The organism is Parabacteroides sp. AM58-2XD, assembly GCF_003463685.1.
GTDB classification, from domain to species: domain Bacteria; phylum Bacteroidota; class Bacteroidia; order Bacteroidales; family Tannerellaceae; genus Parabacteroides; species Parabacteroides segnis.
Genome location: NZ_QSDP01000114.1, coordinates 1 through 20839, shown reverse-complemented (window position 1 = coordinate 20839; position 20839 = coordinate 1). Strand labels below are relative to the sequence as shown.

General features: G+C 38.6%; 10 protein-coding genes and 1 pseudogene. 10 read left to right on the top strand and 1 reads right to left on the bottom strand.

What is annotated here, in order from left to right; translation table 11 throughout:
- The first annotated feature begins 136 nt into the window (after window positions 1–136).
- The 3 genes and pseudogenes from DXA15_RS21055 to DXA15_RS21045 all read left to right on the top strand — a co-directional run.
- On the top strand, window positions 137–1657 hold the full coding sequence (locus DXA15_RS21055) for an arylsulfatase (RefSeq protein ID WP_128135335.1): 1521 nt from the start codon (window positions 137–139) through the stop codon (window positions 1655–1657).
- Between the two features lie 123 nt (window positions 1658–1780).
- A complete protein-coding gene (locus DXA15_RS21050) occupies window positions 1781–2884 on the top strand; it encodes a sialate O-acetylesterase (RefSeq protein WP_158579692.1) in 1104 nt (367 codons plus the stop codon).
- 157 nt (window positions 2885–3041) lie between these two features.
- Window positions 3042–6208: pseudogene (locus DXA15_RS21045) on the top strand (SUMF1/EgtB/PvdO family nonheme iron enzyme); the annotation flags it as partial.
- Between the two features lie 155 nt (window positions 6209–6363).
- Here the strand turns inward: DXA15_RS21045 and DXA15_RS21040 are convergent.
- Window positions 6364–6945, bottom strand: coding sequence for an RNA polymerase sigma-70 factor (locus tag DXA15_RS21040; RefSeq protein WP_128135333.1), 582 nt, complete (start codon window positions 6943–6945; stop codon window positions 6364–6366).
- 268 nt (window positions 6946–7213) lie between these two features.
- Between DXA15_RS21040 and DXA15_RS21035 the strand changes: the two genes are divergently transcribed.
- The 7 genes from DXA15_RS21035 to DXA15_RS21005 all read left to right on the top strand — a co-directional run.
- Window positions 7214–10633 (top strand): TonB-dependent receptor, encoded by a 3420-nt coding sequence (locus tag DXA15_RS21035; protein WP_128135332.1) that lies wholly within the window; start codon window positions 7214–7216, stop codon window positions 10631–10633.
- Window positions 10634–10644: 11 nt separating this feature from the next.
- Complete coding sequence (locus DXA15_RS21030) at window positions 10645–12393, top strand: RagB/SusD family nutrient uptake outer membrane protein (RefSeq protein ID WP_128135331.1); 1749 nt, start codon at window positions 10645–10647, stop codon at window positions 12391–12393.
- Between the two features lie 103 nt (window positions 12394–12496).
- Window positions 12497–13348 (top strand): alpha/beta hydrolase, encoded by an 852-nt coding sequence (locus tag DXA15_RS21025; protein WP_128135330.1) that lies wholly within the window; start codon window positions 12497–12499, stop codon window positions 13346–13348.
- 38 nt (window positions 13349–13386) lie between these two features.
- The gene (locus tag DXA15_RS21020; RefSeq protein WP_128135329.1) at window positions 13387–14832 is read left to right on the top strand and encodes a sulfatase-like hydrolase/transferase; all 1446 of its coding nucleotides are present in this window, start codon (window positions 13387–13389) and stop codon (window positions 14830–14832) included.
- Between the two features lie 33 nt (window positions 14833–14865).
- On the top strand, window positions 14866–16269 hold the full coding sequence (locus DXA15_RS21015; RefSeq protein ID WP_233567500.1) for a sulfatase-like hydrolase/transferase: 1404 nt from the start codon (window positions 14866–14868) through the stop codon (window positions 16267–16269).
- A 28-nt stretch (window positions 16270–16297) separates the two neighbouring features.
- Window positions 16298–18514, top strand: a complete 2217-nt coding sequence (locus DXA15_RS21010) for a glycoside hydrolase family 3 C-terminal domain-containing protein (RefSeq protein ID WP_128135327.1) — start codon at window positions 16298–16300, stop codon at window positions 18512–18514.
- A gap of 85 nt (window positions 18515–18599) precedes the next feature.
- On the top strand, window positions 18600–20839 hold a 2240-nt coding region (locus DXA15_RS21005), incomplete at its 3' end, for a GH92 family glycosyl hydrolase (RefSeq protein WP_147349101.1).

Below are 20839 nucleotides of genomic sequence, written 5' to 3'. Positions count from 1 at the left end.
TAAATGCTTTATATCCGAAAGAAAATCCCAAACTATAAAAAGGAAGTAAAATATTCAGATAAAAATATAAGCAGCCCATTAAAATAATTTGGAGAAGATATTAAATAGGAATTAAAAAACTCTAACAGTATTAATCATGAATAAAAAGTTTATATTATTGCCTTTATTAGCAGCTGGTACGCTGAACATGTCGGCAAAAGACAAGCTGCCTAACATCATTTTTATCCTAGCTGACGATATGGGATACGGGGATGTTTCTTATCTGGATGCCAACTCCAAAATAAAGACGGAGAATCTGGATGGGATGGCACGCGAGGGAGTGGTTTTTACGGATGCACATTCAAGTTCGTCCGTTAGCACTCCTACCCGTTACGGTATCCTAACAGGACGTTACAACTGGCGTTCGACACTGAAGCAGAGCGTGTTGAATGGTTATTCCAAGGCTTTGATTGCTCCTGACCGAGAAACGATGGCCTCCATGCTGAAAAAACAGGGGTATACCACTGCCGGTATAGGCAAATGGCACTTGGGATGGGATTGGAATAATATCGATGCCGGGGTGGACAATGTCGATTTCAGCAAGCCTGTGGCGAACGGTCCGACTACGCGAGGATTTGATTATTATTACGGTTTCTGTGGTTCGCTGGACATGGCACCTTACGTTTATATAGAGAATGATATGCCAACCTCCCTCCCCGACAGGGTTACGGAAAACAAAGGGAAATACAGTTGGTGGCGTAAAGGGCCGACCGGAGCGGATTTTATCCATGAAGACGTACTGCCTAACCTGATTAACCGTGCATGCAATTACGTAAAGGAAAAAGCCTCATCCGATCAGCCTTATTTCCTTTATTTGCCCCTACCGGCTCCACACACGCCGATTTTGCCGGTGAAAGAGTTTCAAGGGAAATCAGGTTTGGGAGATTATGGCGATTTTGTCCTGATGGTTGACGCTATGGTTGGTCGTGTATTGCAGGCCGTAAAAGAGTCAGGGGAAGATGAAAATACGATCGTCGTGTTCACTACCGACAACGGTTGTAGTCCGGCAGCCGGAATCAAAGAACTGATAGCTCAAGGGCATCACCCGAGTTCTATCTTCCGTGGTCATAAAGCGGATTTGTTTGATGGAGGACACCGAGTACCATGTATTATGCGTTGGCCCGGTGGTGCGAAACCGCATCAAGTGGATCAGACGATTTGTCTGACCGATTTTTATGCCACTTTTGCGGCTCTTAACGAATATACCCTCGATGACACCGAGGGGGAAGACAGCTATAATTTGTTGCCTGCCATCGCTTCGGAGGCTGAGGTCGCTCCGATCCGTGAGGCAACAGTTCACCATTCCATTGCCGGTCAATTTACTATCCGTCAGGGTGATTGGAAATTATTATTATCTCCAAGCTCTGGTGGGTGGAGTGCCCCGAAACCGAACGATTCGAAAGCATTGGCCTCTTTATCGCCGGTTCAGTTATACAACATGAAAACTGATCCTTCTGAACAAAAGAACGTGGAAGCTCAACATCCGGAAAAAGTGGCAGAACTTCGCTCCCTTTTGATCAAATATATAGAGGAAGGACGAAGTACTCCGGGGAAACCTCAAAAGAACGATGGAGAATACCCTTGGAAACAGTTGGATGATGTGTTTCACAAGAAATGACCATAGAATATTCAGATGAAAACATTTTATATGAGAAGGGCTTGCTTTTTTCTTTTTCTGTTATTCTTAATAGAGAGCATAAGTGCTGGAAGTATCAGTCTGTCGCCTTATTTTCAATCAAATATGGTATTACAACAGGGAAAGCCGATTACGATTTGGGGAACCGCTTCTGTCGGAGAGAAGATACGGGCCGTTTTTGATGGAGAAACTGTTTTTTGTACAGCCGATAATAAAGGGGAATGGTCGCTGACTTTCAAAGCCCGTAAAGCCTCTTTTAATTCTAAACAGCTTCAAGTCGGAGACACGGTATTGCATAATATTCTGATCGGAGAAGTATGGATCTGCTCCGGTCAATCCAATATGGCAATGAAAACTTCTGCTTGCGATAAAGAAACATATGATATAAAAAAAGGAGAATATGCAAATATCCGCCTGCTTGCTTATTCAGGAATTCGTATTGTTGCGAACGAAGGCTACACGGAAAAGGAGCTGTTGCGATGTAACGTAAATGACTATTTCCGTTATACCTGGGAGGTCGCATCCAATGATAGATTCCAGGACTTTTCGGCGGTAGCTACTCATTTCGGCATACAGCTTCATGAAAAAGCAGAAGTCCCCCTGGGATTGATTTGTTGTGCGGTAGGAGGTTCAGCAATAAACAACTGGATACCGGAAGATATCTTGAAGCATCATCCGGTTACTCGTTCTTTATATGAGTCCGACTGGTTGTCAAATGAAGATGTATATGTAAATCATAGGAAAAGGTGTCAGAATGCATTTAAGAAAGTGTTACCGGAGAATAAAGCTTTTATCCCCGGTCAATTATCATACCGCTTCATAGCCGAGCCCGGATTTGCGTATGAGGCCTCTTTGGGGAAATTAGGAAGGCTTGGGGTCCGTGGTGTTTTGTGGTACCAGGGAGAATCGGATGCCTATAGCGATAGGTCGGTGATGGGTTATGAAGTCTTGTTTAAAATGCTGGTTGATAGCTGGCGTTTAAACTTTGATGATCCGGACCTGCCGTTTGTTGTGATTCAGTTACCCCGGTTTAATTCACCTTATTGGCCTAAAATGAGAAACTTGCAGGAAAAACTATGCAGACAAATGCCCAATGTTCACTTGGTTGGAACAAGAGATTTGGGTGATGAGAAGGAAATCCATTATAAAGGGAAAAAAGTTGTGGGTGAACGTGCTGCATCAATCGTGTTGAACAAAGTATACAAGTAAATTTATAACTATCATGATAAACATTTCAATAAGACTGAGTTTCTTAGCTGTAAAACAAACTCAGAGATATATAATGAGAAAAACAATTTGTCTATTGTTGCTTTCGGGGATATGTTTTTCCTCTATAGCTCAAGCGGCTTCCCCCGAAAAGAGTGGTAAAGAAAGAGATCTTTACAACCGGCTCCAATGGGTAAAACCGGAAGCTGTGCGGCTTGCAATCGATGATATGTCCCACGACAAAACATTTGACAAGGGCACTGCCGAGCAACTATTGATAAAGCTGGAGGAGTTACTTAAACCGGGCTTTGAAGGAATCCTGCAAAACGATCCGGCTGCAATCGCCCGGGGAAAACAAGCATTGGAACTGCAACGGTCTATCCTTTTATCGAACCCGCTGCTGAAAAATGGCAAGATAATAGCCAGCCGCTACAAATTGCCGGGAAATGCGCGGAAAGCCATGACTCCGGAACTGGGAACCCAGCGTAACAACTGGACAAACCAGCAAACAAACAGATACAGAGGATTTGATGCCGAGATTGTCGAGTTGTCGGAATTAAACGATCGATTGTCTATGCGTACGGTATTTAAACCGGCAGACAGTGCCGTTATTGCCGATCTGAAATTGCATTGGGACGGTGAGCACATCATGTTCACCTCTGTCACTTCCGACGACCGTTTAAACGTATTTGAAATAACAACCGCCGGAACAGGCTTTCGCCCGTTGATTGAAACACCGGAGCCCGATCTTGAATTTTATGATGCGACCTATCTTCCCGACGGGCGTATCCTGACCGGTGCAAATGTCGGGTATCACGGCGTACCCTGTATTAACGGGAATGCCCCTGTCGGTAATATGATGCTTTATTCGCCCGGCGATAAAAAGCTTCGCCGCGTTACCTTCGATCAGGATGCCAACTGGAATCCGGTAGTCATGCATAACGGTCGTGTGATGTATACACGCTGGGAATACACAGACCTGATGCATTATTATTCACGTTTTGTCATGCACATGAACCCCGACGGGACCGAACAAAAAGCACTGTTCGGTAGCGGAGCCATGTTCCCTAACAGCACGTTCGATATCCAGCCGTTGCCCGGCCATTCTTCGGCTTTTGCCGGTATTATCTCCGGCCATCACGGGGTGGCCCGTTCAGGCCGTCTGATTTTGTTTGATCCGACAAAGGCCCGCAAAGGAGTGGAAGGCATGCTACAGGAAATACCTTACAGAAACCGCCCCATCGACCCTATAGTGAAAGACAGGCTCGTAGATGGCGTATGGCCCCAATTTATCAAGCCGATGCCGGTGAACGACAAATACTTCCTGGTTACCGCCAAACTGTCGCCGGATGCACTATGGGGTATTTACCTGGTGGATGTGTTCGATAATGTGACTTGTCTGCATGAAGCGGAAGGCGAAGGATATATCAGTCCTGTTCTGGTCAGAAAAAGTCAGACGCCACCGGTTATTCCTGACCGTGTAAAATTATCCGAAAAGGAAGCTACCGTATTTATCCAGGATATTTACGAGGGCGAAGGGTTGCGTGGCGTACCGAAAGGAACGGTCAAGTCGTTGCGTATCCATGCGTATGAATATGCATATATCAAATCCCCCTCTAACCATGAAGCGATGGGAATACAAAGCGGTTGGGATATTAAGAGGAACCTGGGCACGGTTCCGGTAGAAGAAGATGGCTCTGCCATATTTAAAATACCGGCCAATACGCCTATATCCATTCAGCCGCTAGACCGTGACGGACGCGCTATCCAGTGGATGAGGAGTTGGCTGACAGGCATGCCGGGCGAAATTATATCCTGCGTTGGTTGCCATGAAGACCAAAACAGCATTGCCATCCCCAAACGAGTGACTGCTTCGACCAAACTACCTGTCGCATTAACGGCTCCAGAGGGAGGAATCCGACCGTTTACCTTTGATCTTGAAGTACAGCCGGTATTGGATCGCGCTTGTATTGCCTGCCATGACGGAAGCGAAGGTAAGCCGGACTTCCGGGGCGGCAAAAAAGATGCGCGTGGTTTCGGAACATCCTACCTGGCTTTACATCCTTACGTACGCCGGCAAGGTCCTGAAGCTGATATGGCAGTGCTCCAGCCTTATGAATATCATGCAAATACCAGCGAATTGATTCGTATGCTGGAAGTCGGTCATCACAATGTCAAACTGACAAAAGAAGAATGGTCGGCGCTGACAAACTGGATTGATTACAATGCCCCCGACAAAGGTATATTCGGTCCGATCAACCCGTTGAAAGGAGTCGACCAATATACACGCCGTATTGAGTTGAGTGAAAAATATGCCGGAAAAAGTGTTTGCTGGAAACAGGAGTTAACCGATTATGCAGCTTATTTGAAAACGAAGGGAACAATAAAACCGGAACTTCCCGAATCCTTGAAAAGCAAGAAACAGAAGAGTCCCAAAGTAAAAGGGTGGCCTTTTTCTTCCGGCGAAGCACAGGACAAGCAGAAAGCGCTCGGTGAAACCCGCCTGTCGGTAGATGTGGCTCCGGGTATAAAAATCAACTTTGTAAAGATACCGTCAGGAAGTTTCGTGATGGGATGCAATACAGGATCGGCCGACCATGCTCCTGCCGGCAAAGTACGTATTGACAAGCCTTTCTGGATGGCAGAAGTAGAAATTACCAACGAGCAGTATGCAGCATTGGTTCCCGACCACGACAGCCGTTGTGTCGATCAGTTCTGGAAAGATCATACACACGCCGGTTATCCCGCCAACCTCCCCCACCAACCTGTTATACGGGTAAGCTACCGGGATGCTTTGGCTTATTGCGAAACTCTTAGCCGGAAAACAGGTTTGAACATTACGCTTCCTACCGAAGCCCAGTGGGAATGGGCTTGCCGGGCAGGCAGCGATAAGGATTTCTGGTTTGGAGATGCGAATGCCGATTTTGCCGGAAAAGAGAATCTGGCCGATGCCCGCTTATCGGATATGGCAGTCAAAGGCGTCGACCCTAAGCCTATGTCGCACGCAGATGCTTTGTTTAAATATTATAACTACCTGCCGAAAGCAGCAGAAGTAAATGACGGTGCAATGATTCAAACGGACTCCAAAGACTATCAGGCCAATCCGTTCGGATTGCATGCCATGCACGGTAATATCGCAGAATGGACACGTTCCGCTTATCTTCCTTATCCGTATAAGCAAATGCGCAGGAAGAAGGGGAACGATACGTCGTACGTGGAGGTTCCTATCTCGACCGTCCGAAATATTCGACCGCCTATACCCGTAAAGCGTATTACCCCTGGCAAAGGGTGTTTAATGTCGGTTTCCGTGTAATAATCGAACAGTAGATACGACCTGCCACTTCTTATAGGTCACATGGTGACTTCTTATAGGTCATTATGTGACTTATAAGAAGTCATTGTCTTGTTTCTTTGTCGAAGAAGGACTATTTCTTATGCTTAAAATCGTAAGGAAAATCAGACAATGAATAATTATTTTTTATTTAAAACAATAGTAGAAAATATCTTTTCGAACTTTGGTATTGCTTGTTCACATATTCGGAAATACGTTTGTATGCTTTAGCAATATGTTCATTAACCGTTTTTTCACTTATATTTAGCAATTCGGCTATTTCCCTGTTTTTTAGTTTGTCTGCTAGTACCAGACGGAATACTTCTCTGCATTTGGGAGGTAAAGAATTGACGGCATCCTGAATTAATGTACGGTATTCATTGTCAAGTAATTTATTTTCCGGTGTATCGTTTTCCGGTAATATCTCTATTTCATATAAAGAAAGTGACTCCTGTTTTTGAGCATATCCTCTACGTAAATAATGCAAGGCTTGGTTTTTAACAGAAGTATAGAGATAACGTTCCGGTTCTTTTACATGTGATAGGGTTTCTCTTTTATTCCACATAACGGTGAATACATCCAAGACGACTTCTTCAGAAGTTTCTTTGGATTGTAAGTAATAGTAAGCCAGGTGGAACATCCTACGGGAGTATCTTTCGAATAATATCCGGAATGCATTTTTATCCCCTTTTATTACTTTGTCGAATAATGAGATGGTTTCTTCTTGATTCATTAAACGTTGTCTCTTTTTATAGAACTGGACTGTAAAAGTAAAACAAATATTTGTAAAAAAAAAATGAGAGGGAATAGGAGTTTTTGGGTTGTTCTGTCATCTTTATAAATAAACAGTGTTATAAAATTATGTCGAACTACAAAAGAATGTGCCATGAACAGTACCTGAAAGAATAAAAAAAGAATTAGGAATGTTGACAGTATTCCAAAATTCAGCTTGTTAATCGGTAGAAAAACTACCAAGTATAAAACTAATATTTATTAATAGTATGGATAAAATAACATTAAGAAAACAACCTTCACATCTGATGCGTGTATTGTGTCTTTTCTTTCTCCTTAATTTATGCGGTGGAAGTATCATTGCCTCTCAAAACGTAAAACTATCGCTGAATATGTCAAACACAACATTTAGCGATGTTTTTAGAGAGATTGAAAAAAAGACGGGGTATAAATTTGTATATAATACGACTGAAATCAACCAACACGACGTGGTTTCGGTGAATGAGACCAACAAGAATTTGTCTGATATTCTGGCTGGATTATTCAAAAACAAACAAATATCTTTCCGTATATCAAACAAGCATATAGCTTTGTTTAAAACTCAGAAAAAACGAGTGAGCGGAACCGTCCTCGACCCGTTTGGCGAACCGGTTATAGGGGCCAATGTGGTGGAAAAAGGAACCATGAACGGGATTATCACGGATATAAATGGTAAATTTGCTTTAGACGTAGTATCAGGAGCAACGTTAGTAATCTCTTATATCGGTTATACAACGATAGAAGTTCCCGTAGCGAACAAAGAAAATTTGACGATCACCTTGAAAGAAGATACGGAAACGTTGGAGGAAGTCGTTGTTGTGGGTTATGGGACACAAAAGAAAGTGAATCTGACTGGGGCTGTAGAGACTGTGAATACCAAATCTTTAGAGGGAAGATCGCTTCCTAATTTAAGTCAAGCACTACAAGGAAGTGTTAGTGGAGCTAATTTTTCTGTCGGAAACAGTGGTTTTGAGCCTGGGGCTGATATGACCTTTCAGATTCGTGGCCAAGGTGATGCCTATGTGTTAGTGGATGGAGTAGAAACAGATTTATCAAAACTTAATCCGAATGATATAGAATCTATTTCTATTCTGAAAGATGCTGCAGCCGCTGCTGTTTATGGAGCAAAGGCTTCATATGGTGTGGTTCTTGTTACAACTAAATCTGGTAAAAAGGAGTCTAAACCGGTGGTTAATTTTAATGCGAATGTGTCTTATGCGATTAATACACGTATGCCAAGTAAAGTTGATTCATATACTTGGGCTAAAGTCTTAAATGAAGCCGGAGCAAACGGTGGGGGGATTGTTTTTACAGATGAGGTTATAGATCGAATCATTGCTTATCAGAATGATCCTACGCTACCAGAAACCGTTGCAGATGGAGCAGGATGGGCTACAACGAACAAATCAAACGCAAATAATGACTGGTATGATATTTATTTTGGTGGGACCGTGAATAATCAGGAAAGCGTATCTGTTAAAGGTGGTGGAAAAAAAGCCTCCTATTATGTTTCAGCCGGACATGTATATAACGGTAGTACACTCCAGTTTGGAGAAGATAACTTTAGAAGATACAACACTGTCGCTAAAATAGATGTAAAGCTTGCTGACTGGTGGGATTTTTCTGTAAATAACAGGTTTATGAATTCTAACCGTATCAGACCAAATTTAGATAGTCAGGGAGACTATCCTTTATTATTCCACTTTGCAGCAAACAAAATGCCAACCGTACCTCAATTTAATCCGTCTGGATATAGAAATTATACGTCTATGATACCTTTGCTGGAAGATGGGGGAAATGATAAGACTGTTACCAATGAATTTGTGCAACGTTTTGCTACGGAAATACGTCTGTTGAAAGGATTTAAAGTTAATGCTGATTATACGGTTAAATATAATACGCTTGCTTTTACTTCCGATAACTTTACATGTTATTCTGATATGGTAGATGGTAGTTTTGTTGCTCAAGGAACAACGGTGCCTTCTTATGTAAACAAATATCAACAGCAACAAATGTATACATCATTTAATGTGTATGGCTCTTATGAATTTGATATCAATAAAAATAATTTTGCCATAATGGCAGGTGCACAAAGAGAAAATCAACGTACTGAAAGAATAACCGGTCGTAAAGATGGAATAGTTTCAAATGATGTTCCTTCTTTTTCAACTTCGACAGGTAATATTTATTCATTAACCGATGCTTTGTCTCATTTATGCAGAATGGGGTATTTCGCACGTATTAATTATAATTATGCAAATCGATATTTGCTGGAGATTAATGGTCGTTATGATGGAACATCCGTTTTTGCGCATGGTAATCGTTGGGGATTTTTCCCATCTATTTCAGCTGGTTGGAATATTTCAAATGAGAAATTTTTCGATAATATATTAAGTTCTATTAATAATTTAAAGTTAAGACTATCTTGGGGTAGTCTGGGTAATCAGAATGTAGATGCTTATCAAGACCTGGCTTTAATGGGCTTGAAAACCAATCTGTCATGGCTAATAAATGGAGAAAGGCCCTCTTACGCTACCCAGCCCAATTTGGTGAACACAGAATTGACTTGGGAGAAGTCAAATACATTTGATGTAGGTCTGGATATGAGTTTCCTTAATGGAAGGTTAGCTGTTTCAGGTGATTGGTATCAACGTAATACTTATAATCGTTTAGGACCGGCTGAAGCTTTACCTGCTGTATTAGGTCAAACAATTCCTCAAATGAACAATGCAGAATTACGTACTAACGGATGGGAGTTGTCAGTGTCTTGGAAAGATCAGGTCACGAAAGACTTTTCATATTCTGTATCTGCCATGTTATATGATTATTATTCGGAAGTAACGAAGTATAACAACCCGACTAATATTTTAACTACTTATTACAAAGGTTCTCGTATAGGTGATATTTGGGGGTATACTTCAAATGGACTTATTCAATCAGACGAAGAAGCTACAGAGATAACAAATTCAGGCTATCAAAAACAATTTTATGCTACTTGGAATAAAGGTGATGTAAAATATGAAGATCTAAATGAAGATGGAGTCATTAATAATGGGAATAACACACTTGATGATCATGGAGATCTATCAATTATAGGAAATTCTTCTCCTCGCTATCAATTTGCATTGAATCTGGGTGCTAAGTATAAAAATCTAGATTTTAGTATGATGATGCAAGGTGTTGGTAAACGGGATGTATGGTTCGGTACAAATAATGGTGCTTATTGGGGTATTATGAAGTGGAATCAGTCTTCGCTTAATAAAGGACGTCAGCTTGATTACTATCGTGATCAAGAAGCTACTACATATGTTGGTTTAGGATTGAATACTGATGCTTACTTTGCTCGACCATATAATAATGATTCTATGAATAATAAAAATAGACAGACTTCAACACGGTATTTACAAAATGGTGCCTATTTACGTTTTAAGAATATTCAAATAGGTTATAATTTACCTGAAAAGTTTATTTCCAAAATAAATCTGAGTAAAGTCAGATTCTATTTTTCAGGAGAGAATCTAGGGGTAATAACCGGTAACTTCCCGGATTATATGGATCCGGAAACAGCAACTCAAGGATATAATAATCAAGGAGGTAAAAGTATGAATCCTCAGGCTAGCTATTCTTTTGGCATTGATGTTGAATTTTAAAAAATGAGATTATGAAAAATGAATATTTAATTATAGGTCTATTGAGTTCTCTTTTACTTATGTTTGTCTCATGTGAAGACATATTGGATAAAGAGCCTCTTGATAAAATTTCTAATGACGCATATTGGAAAAAAAGTAGTGATTTAGACGGTTATGTGGTCCAGTTTTATCCAAACCTTGTTTCTGGCGGATATACAAGTAATTTTGGGACAGATGCTTCATCCGGAAGTGATAATGCGATTTACAAAGTTTCTGCTGATAATACGATGAACGGTGCCCGAGCAATTTCTACTGTTGCGTCTACAACTGTTTGGAATTGGTCTACAATAAGCTCTATTAATACATTTTTTGAAAATTGCAACAAATGTGAAGATGATCCTGCCCTTTGGAAACATTATTTGGGAGAAGCTTATTTTTTTCGGGCATGGCAATATTTTTCAAAAGTCAAAAGTTATGGAGATGTCCCTATTTATAAAACAACTTTAAATATGTCTTCTCCTGAATTGTATAATCCACGGGATAAAAGAACGGATGTTGTTGACTTTATTCTGGATGATTTAGATCAGGCAATTGAAAATCTGAATTATTTAAAGGATGTAAATGGTGGATCTAACCGTCTTTCTAAAGAAGCCGCATTAATTTTTAAATCACGAGTAGCTTTATATGAAGGTTCTTGGCAAAAATATCATAAGGGAACTGATTTTGCTACCGAAGGTGCTGATTATTTGAAGTATTTCAAAATAGCCTATGAGACAGTAGAAGAATTACAGACACCGGGAAAATATACTGTAGGCACATATGGTAACTCAGCTAAAGATTATGGAGAGATGTTTGGCCAGGATGATATGAGTAAAAACAGCGAAGTGGTCCTCTGGAAAGCTTTCAATAAAGATGCAGGGTTAAAGCATGAGCTACAAGCTTATACAACAAAGGAAACAGATGGTAGAGCAGCCACCTTGTCATTTGTTCAATCTTTCCTGGATAAAAATGGGGAACCGTTTGATTGGCAGAATGTAATTAGCACATATAAAGGAAATGCATTTCTTTCTTATCTTCAAGAATATGCAGACCCTCGTTTATCACAAACGATATGGATGCCCGGTGATTTAATGTGTAGCAATAATAAATATGGCGAGTATCATTTCGTAAAACCCAATGTGGATAAATCAAGTGTTTCTTTATGTTCTACAGGTTTTCAAATCAAAAAAGGAGCTAATCCACTGTCGGATGGTGCCGGATCTACCTATGGTGCCGGTTGTGAAACAGGTTTAATCGTATTCAGATATGCAGAAGCTCTGTTAAACTATGCTGAGGCTAAGTATGAATATGATGGAAATGTGGATTATGATAAATCCATTAATTTATTGAGAAGAAGAGTTGGAATGCCAGACTTTAAAGTTATTCATGATTCGAATGCAAAACAGTTTTCAGATTATGGTTATGAAATTTCTGATGAATTATTTGAAATTCGAAGAGAACGTAGAGTTGAATTAGGGCAGGAAGGTTATCGGACTGATGATTATAAACGTTGGGCAGCACATAAATTATTTCAAGGAAAACGGCCATTGGGATATCCTTTTTTGAAGTCGGAATTTCCTAATGCTAAAAATATATACACAACTGAGGATGGGTTACTTGACCCATTTAACAAAGTACTTCCAAATGGATATAAATTTGATGAAAATCGAGATTATTTGGATTGCATTCCTACTAACGAGATAACATTGAATTCAAAGTTGTTACAGAACCCTGGTTGGTAATTTGAGCCTAATTGTTAACAGGGAATATTCATAAAAATATTCCCTGTTAACAAACTTGAAAATTGCATTTTTAATTTGTATAAAAGATTAAAACGATTTATATATGAATACCAAATTGTATATTTTTTTATTCTTTTTGTGTTGTTTTGAATTACAAGCGGAAGAATTTTGTCCAAATGACACATTGAGTTATAAACAGATAGAACAAGGAAGTTTAAACTTATATGTATTCTATCCTGATAATCAAAAAGCAGGAGTAAATCGTCCTGCTATTATTCTTTTTTTTGGAGGTGGATGGAACGGTGGATCTCCATCCCAGTTTTATCAGCAATGTGCATATTATGCTTCCTGTGGATTTGTTGCAATTTCTGCAGAATATCGAGTTATAAGTAAACATCATACAACTCCTTTTGAATGTGTAATGGATGGAAAATCTGCGATACGATATGTAAGAGAAAATGCATTAAAAATAGGCGTTGATCCTGATAAGATTATTGCAGGAGGAGGCTCAGCGGGAGGCCATGTAGCAGCTTGTACAGCGATGATTGATGGTTATAATGAAGAAGATGCTTCCATTTCTTCAAAGCCAAATGCAATGGTTCTTTTTAATCCGGTATTGGATACAACAAAAAAAGGGTATGGAGCATCGAAGCTAAAAGGAAAAGAAATAGAACTTTCTCCTAATCATCACATAAAGAACGGTTTACCTCCTACAATTGTCTTTCATGGAACAAGTGATAAAACCGTCCCCTATGAAAATGCTACTTTTTTTGTTTCTAAAATGAAGAAAGCCGGGAATAAATGTGAGCTTATTTCAGTAGAAGGTGCAGACCATGGCTTTTTTAACGGTTCTTTTTTTCGTCCTAAAAATGATGACACAAATTTTAATTTGACAATGAAAGAATCTGTTCGTTTTTTGTCTGAATGTTTAAATCTTCATGATCGTATAAAATAGAAAGGAAGAATCTGTTATAAACAATAAAACTGAAAAACATGAACTTTTTAAGGAAATCGATCTATTTATTTAGCAGTCTTGTTTTTTGTCCTCAAATTATGCTGGCACAAAAAAAGATTCCTGTCAAACCGAACATTTTATTTATTTTAATTGATGATTTAGGTAAGGAATGGATCAGCACATATGGCGCAGAAAATATAGAAACACCGGTATTCGATTCCTTGAGTAAAACAGGTATTACTTTTACTAATTGCTATTCGATGCCACAAAGTACTCCTTCTCGTGTGTGTTTACTAACCGGTCAATATCCTTATCGAAATGGATGGGTAAATCATTGGGATGTCCCACGCTGGGGTGCTGGTGCACATTTTGACGAAACATGTAATCCTTCTATCCCTGATATGATACGAAAATCCGGTTATGTGACGGCTGTTGCAGGTAAATGGCAACTAGATGATTTTAGAGTAGAACCTGATGCAATGAACCGGGTTGGATTTGATGAATATTGTATGTGGACAGGATATGAAACTGGAGTACCGGAGTCAAAGAATAGATATTGGGATCCTTATATTCATACTAAATCGGGAAGTAAAATATATCAAGGGGAGTTCGGCGAGGATATTTTTTCAAACTTTTTGATAGATTTTATGCGCAAGCATGGAAAGGGAGATAAACCAATGTTTATGTATTATCCTATGTGTTTAGCCCATACACCTCTAACTTCTACTCCTCATGAACCAAATGTAAAGGGAAAAATGGAATGTCATAAAGCAATGGTTCGATATGTTGATTATACGATAGGTAAATTGGTTTATGAACTCGAACATTTGGGGCTACGGGAAAATACAGTTATAGTAGTAACTACAGACAATGGAACATCAGGTGATATAATAGGAAAACGAAATGGAATGGATATAGCTGGAGGAAAATCAAAAACAACAGAAGCCGGAATCAATGCTCCTTTGGTAATTAGTTGTCCATCTTTTATTGATCAAAATGTAATAACAGATGTTTTAGTTGACTTTACGGATTTTTTTCCAACATTTGCAGAAATGGCAGAAGCCAAATTATTAGAAGAGTATATCTATGATGGAAAATCATTTTATCCTTACTTAAAAGGGGAAACAGATTATATTCCTCGTTCTTGGATAATGGGAATGGGAGGACATAATAATGCAAAAGTAAGTAAAAAAGGAGTTGAGAATCAGTATGTATTCCGTGACCGAGTCATTCGTGACAAACAGTATAAGTTGTACATCTCCCCTAAAAAGGAACCCGTAAAGCTATTTGATTTGTTGAAAGATCCGTATGAAAAGAACAATATTATCGGAGAAGATGAAATGACAAGTGTGATAGAAAAGTTACAATTACCACTTGAATCGATGTTTAAACAAGATTCAGATCCTACATACAATCCAAATCCTGCTCAAGAATGGGATATACAAGTAAGTGTAGAATCCCAGACATGGAAAATAAACTATTAAATCTCAATAATTTATATAAAATAGAAAATGAAGATGATGATAAAAAATACGACTTTACTATTAGGCTGTAGTACTTTTTTGAGCTGTTTAGCTTCTTCTTTTAGTCTAAGTGCAAAAAGTAATACTCCCAATATTGTTCTTATCATGGCTGACGATATGGGATATGCTGACTTTGGATGCTATGGTAATACAATCAATAAAACACCTCATATCGATCGGTTGGCAGAGAAGGGAATGAAGTTTACAGATTTTCATACGAATGGTGCTGTATCCAGTCCTACTCGAGCCGCTTTAATGACAGGGCGTTATCAACAATATTATGGAATAGAGGGGGTAATAACGGCAGCCAACCATCGTAAAACAGGATTAGATCCTTCTGCTACAACTATTGCAAAGTTACTTCGCGCCAATAATTACGAAACTGTGATTTATGGTAAATGGCATTTAGGGTATCAGAAAAAGTTTAATCCTATTCATTTGGGGTTTGATCAATTTGTGGGTTATGTTTCTGGTAATATTGATTATTTTAGTCATATTGACCAAGAAGGGTATGAAGACTGGTGGCATCAAGATCAATTACATCCGGAAGAAGGGTATACAACGCATTTGATAACTGATTATGCGGAACGTTATCTAAAACAAAAACATGATAAACCTTTTTTCCTTTATTTACCATTCGAAGCCTGTCATGGACCCTGGCAAGGTCCTAATGATGAAGCAATAAGGCTTATAAAAGAGGGGAAATATGAAACATATGACGGTCGCAAAGATATTAAAACTGCTTATAGAGAAATGGTAGAATCTTTAGACGAATGTGTTGGCAGAATAGTTAAAACCCTAGAAGAAAATGGTTTATCTGACAATACTTTGGTTTTATTTTTCTCTGATAATGGTGGAGCTAAATTATCAGATAACTCGCCTTGGTCTGGATATAAAGGTTCTCTGTTAGAAGGTGGTCATCGTGTGTCTTTTATTGCTCATTGGCCTCAACAAATAAAAGCTGGTTCTGTTTCAAATGAAACAATTATGTCAATGGATATATTGCCTACACTTTGCGAGGCAACTTCAACCCCATTGGAAGGAGTATTTGACGGACATAGTTTTTTATCTGTTTTGAAGTCTAATGACATGATGCCAGAACGTATTTTGTTTTGGCGTACAGGTAATGCTGTTTGTGCTCGGCAAGGGAGTTGGAAGTTAACATTAAATAGAAAGACGGGGCATGGTTCCTTAGTTGATTTGTCTGTTGATGTAAAAGAAAAAAATAACTTATGGAATCAATATCCGGAAAAGGTTGAATCATTGCGAAAAGCTATAGAGCAATGGGAAGCGGGTTTTAAAGAGGTTAAACAATTTTCGGACCGAAGTATTCCGGGTGGAGCAATGGATACTGGGGTTTCTTGGCAATTGATAGTTGAAAATTCTCAAATAGGTTAAAGATAAATGCAGATTAAAAAATTAGAATATGATAAAAAGAATTATTTTATTCGTTTTGATTTTATGTGCTATTGTGAGTCCGTTTAAAGCTCAAAAATCATCTTATCCTTTTCAAAATCCGAATTTACCCTTGGATGTTCGCATAAATGATCTGGTTTCCAGATTAACCTTGGAAGAGAAAGTTCAACTAATGAAGCATAAATCTCCTGCAATTGAAAGATTAGGTATTCCTGCTTACAATTGGTGGAATGAAGCCTTACATGGTGTTGCACGAACATCTGAGAAAGTAACAGTTTTTCCACAGGCTATTGGACTGGCTGCCACATTTGATGTTAAGGGGATGGAAAGGTGTGCAGATATGATCTCTTCAGAAGGGAGGGCTTTGTTCAATGAAGATTTACAATCTGGAAAAACCGGGACAATCTATAGAGGGTTGACTTATTGGACACCGAATGTTAATATATTCAGGGATCCTCGTTGGGGAAGAGGACAAGAAACGTATGGAGAAGACCCTTATTTAACTTCAAAAATGGGAGTTGCAATGGTTAGAGGCTTAGAAGGGAATGATTCAATTTATTTAAAGGCTGTTGCTTGTGCAAAACATTATGCAGTACATAGTGGACCAGAGCATAATCGCCATTATTTTAATGCAACCGTATCTCAGTTTGATCTGTGGGATACGTATCTTCCAGCTTTTAGAGAGTTGGTTACAAAAGCGAAGGTGCACGGTGTCATGTGTGCTTATAATCGCCTGGATGGACAACCGTGTTGTGGTCATAATGAATTGTTAATACATATTTTACGAGATCAATGGAAGTTTGATGGTTATGTTACCTCGGACTGCTCGGCGATTAAAGATTTTGCCAATCATCATAAAACGCATGTGAATAATATAGAAGCTGTTAGTGATGCTGTCTTGAAAGGAACAGATTTAGAATGTGGAAATTTATATCAATTATTGGAGCAAGGAGTAAAACAAGGTTTGATTTCAGAGCGTATGATCAATGTTTCTGTAGCCAGACTCTTTACAATCCTTTTTAAAATAGGTATGTTTGATCCGGAAGAAAAAAATCCTTATTCTTCTATTTCACGGGATATAATAGAGTGTGATGCACATAAAGCTCAGGCTTACGAAATGGCCAGAGAATCAATGGTTTTATTAAAAAACAAAAAGAATATATTGCCTCTTAATCAAAAGAAAATAAAAAAAATAGCATTGATAGGTCCAAATGCAGACGCTCCCTTGACTTTGTTGGCTAATTACTATGGCACACCGAGCGAGATTATAACTCCATATAAAAGTTTGCAAAAGCGTTTTGGAAATAAAATTCAGATAGATTATATAAAAGGAACTGATGTTGTGGATAAACTGAAAAATGGTCCATCCTTTTCCGAAATTCTAACTAGAGCTAAACGTTCAGATGTTATTGTTTTTGTATCGGGTATAAATGCTAATTATGAAGGAGAAGCAAGTGATGCAGGTGCAGGGGGATATGCCGGATTTACAAGTGGAGATCGCACAACGATGAAACTGCCGACTGTACAAACTGAATTAATCAAGGAACTAAAAAAAACAGGACGTCCTATAATACTCGTTAATATGTCAGGTTCTGTAATGAGCTTTGAGTGGGAAAGTCAGAATGTAGATGCTATTATACAAGCTTGGTATGGTGGGCAAGCTGCTGGAGATGCTATTACTGACATTCTTTTTGGAGATTATAATCCGGCGGGACGTATGCCAATAACGACTTATATGAATGATAATGATTTGCCTCCTTTTGAAGATTATTCGATGCAAAATCGGACTTATCGTTACTTTAAAGGGGATGTACGGTATCCATTTGGTTATGGTTTAAGTTATACCCGGTTTTCATATGAAGTTTTGCCACATGATTCAATTATTGAAACAGGAAAAGAATACAAAATTCAAGCAAAAGTGACAAATACGGGAGATAGAGATGGCGATGAAGTTGTTCAATTATATGTGAGACATTCCAATGATAATACTCGTCCAATACCTATCTGTTCTCTTAAAGGTTTTGATAGGATACATCTGAAAAAAGGGGAAAGCCGAATTGTATCATTTATCCTCACTCCAGAGGAACTTGCTTTAACCAACAGTGATGGAACAACAGTACAAAGTGAAGGTTCTATGGATATTTATATAGGAGGAGGGCAACCTTATAAATCTGAAGGGGTTTTTTATTCTTTGGATATAAAAGGAGAATCTTATCAGGTTTTCTGATATTTTGTTTAGTCCTGTTTAAATTTTGTTGGTGTATTTAATATAAACAAGTTAAGAGTATAATATTAAACATAAAAAGTAGAGAATGAATACAGGGATTGGAAAAAATATTTTTTTGCTGATATGTTTTTTTTGTGTGGTAAGTCGAGGTACAAGTCAAAATGATTATAGTTTTTATGTTAATCCTTTTATAGGAGCAAGTACGAGTACTCATAAAGCCGGAGCATATCATGGATTGGGCAAAACCTTTCCGGGAGCAACGACACCTTTCGGCATGGTACAAGTAAGCCCTAATACCATTACAGGAGGAGACAATGGTTCAGGATACAGTTATGAACATGAAACAATAGAAGGGTTTGCTTTTACACAAATGAGTGGAGTTGGATGGTTCGGAGATTTGGGTAATTTTTTAGTTATGCCTACAATTGGAAAACTATATACGAATTCAGGAAAAGAAGGAGGGATAAAAGGATATCGTTCATATTATGATAAAACAACAGAAGTTGCTCGGGCCGGTTATTATAAAGTAGTTCTTTCTGATAGCCAAATATTGGTAGAAGCAACAGCTGCGCCTCATAGTGGTATGCTACGTTTCACTTTCCCAGAAAATGCCCGGTCTCGTATACAAATAGACTTGGCTCGTCGTGTTGGTGGTACTTCAACCTTCCAAGAGTTTCGTAAAGTGGATGATTTTACAATAACGGGAAAAATGTGTTGTACACCTGATGGAGGCGGTTGGGGAAATGGTGCCGGGAAAGCTGACTATATTGTCTATTTTTATGCTCAGTTTTCGAAACCGCTAAAAACTTTTGGTGTATGGGATGCTCTAGTTCCGAACGAACAAGTCCGAAAATTAAAATGGGCAGGTAGCCAGGATTTGCAGGATTTAGCATCTGAAGCGAATGTGGTTATGTCTCCTGATTTTTATGCAGGAAAGCACATCGGCTTTTTTACAGAGTTTTCAACGTTTGAAAACGAACAAGTATTAATGAAAACCGGTATTTCGTTCGTAAGCGAAGACGGAGCACGTAAAAATCTCGAATCAGAAATAAATAATTGGGACTTCGATGCATTACAGTCAAAAACAGTTGATTTGTGGAATCAAAATCTTTCTAAGATACAAATATCCGGAGGTACATATGATGAAAAAGTAACTTTTTACACAGCTCTTTATCATACAATGATTGACCCGAGAATATTATCAGATGTTGATGGGAACTATCCGGGACCGGGGCAAAAGGTTTATTATTCTGAAGATTTTACAAAACGAACGATTTTTAGTGGATGGGATGTTTTTAGAAGCCAGATGCCATTACAAACAATTATTAATCCTGATTTAATAAATGATGTTTTATCTTCTCTTTTGACATTAGCAGAACAAAGCGGAAAGCACTATTTTGAACGTTGGGAGTTTTTTAATGCTTATAGTGGATGTATGTTAGGTAATCCTGCTATATCAGTTTTAACAGACGCTTACGTAAAAGGTATTATACCACAATTAGATATAGAGAAAGCCTATCAATACGCAGATACAACTTCTCAACTGTTTGGAAATGTCAAATATGGTTATACCCCGAATCCGGCAGGTGTTTCTAAAACATTAGAATATGCTTATACTGAATGGTGTATGTATTGTTTAGCTAAAGCTTTGGGTAAGGATGAAGATGCTCAGAAATATTTTAATCTATCTTTATCGTATGAAAATATTTATGATCCGGATAAAAAAACTTTCCGTCCACGTGATACAGAAGGTGTTTTTATTGCTTGGCCCAGCAAAGGTAAGTTACAAGGATGGTATGGTTGTATTGAGAGTAATTTATTACAACAAGAATGGTTTGTTCCACATAATATAACAGGATTGATAAAATTAAAGGGGGGGGAAGATAATTTAATTTTAGAGTTAGACTCAATGTTTGCTTCTACTCCTACCCATTTGTTGTGGAATCCATATTATAATCATGCTAATGAAGTTGTACATCATATTCCTTTTTTATATAATCGTCTTGGACAACCTTGGAAAACTCAATATTGGGTACGTCATATCTGTAAAAATGCTTATCTGAATAAAGTGGAAGGTTTGGTTGGGAATGAAGATGTTGGACAAATGTCAGCTTGGTATGTTTTAGCTTCTTGCGGACTATATCCTATTTGTCCTGGAGATACAAGGTATGAAATAACAAGTCCTACATTTAGTGAAATATCTATTCGTTTGGACAATGGAAATATGTTTACAATAAAAGCAACAGGAAATAGTAAAGAGAATGTTTATATTCAATCTGCAAAATTGAATAACAAGACATATCCATATTGTTATTTAGATTATAG

Bases quoted from the DNA above. Each gene is read 5' to 3' on its own strand.
- DXA15_RS21015 (WP_233567500.1), top strand. From the start codon at position 14,866: ATGATGATAAAAAATACGACTTTACTATTAGGCTGTAGTACTTTTTTG.
- DXA15_RS21035 (WP_128135332.1), top strand. From the start codon at position 7,214: ATGGATAAAATAACATTAAGAAAACAACCTTCACATCTGATGCGTGTA.
- DXA15_RS21025 (WP_128135330.1), top strand. From the start codon at position 12,497: ATGAATACCAAATTGTATATTTTTTTATTCTTTTTGTGTTGTTTTGAA.
- DXA15_RS21040 (WP_128135333.1), bottom strand. From the start codon at position 6,945: ATGAATCAAGAAGAAACCATCTCATTATTCGACAAAGTAATAAAAGGG.
- DXA15_RS21010 (WP_128135327.1), top strand. From the start codon at position 16,298: ATGATAAAAAGAATTATTTTATTCGTTTTGATTTTATGTGCTATTGTG.
- DXA15_RS21050 (WP_158579692.1), top strand. From the start codon at position 1,781: ATGGTATTACAACAGGGAAAGCCGATTACGATTTGGGGAACCGCTTCT.
- DXA15_RS21030 (WP_128135331.1), top strand. From the start codon at position 10,645: ATGAAAAATGAATATTTAATTATAGGTCTATTGAGTTCTCTTTTACTT.
- DXA15_RS21055 (WP_128135335.1), top strand. From the start codon at position 137: ATGAATAAAAAGTTTATATTATTGCCTTTATTAGCAGCTGGTACGCTG.
- DXA15_RS21020 (WP_128135329.1), top strand. From the start codon at position 13,387: ATGAACTTTTTAAGGAAATCGATCTATTTATTTAGCAGTCTTGTTTTT.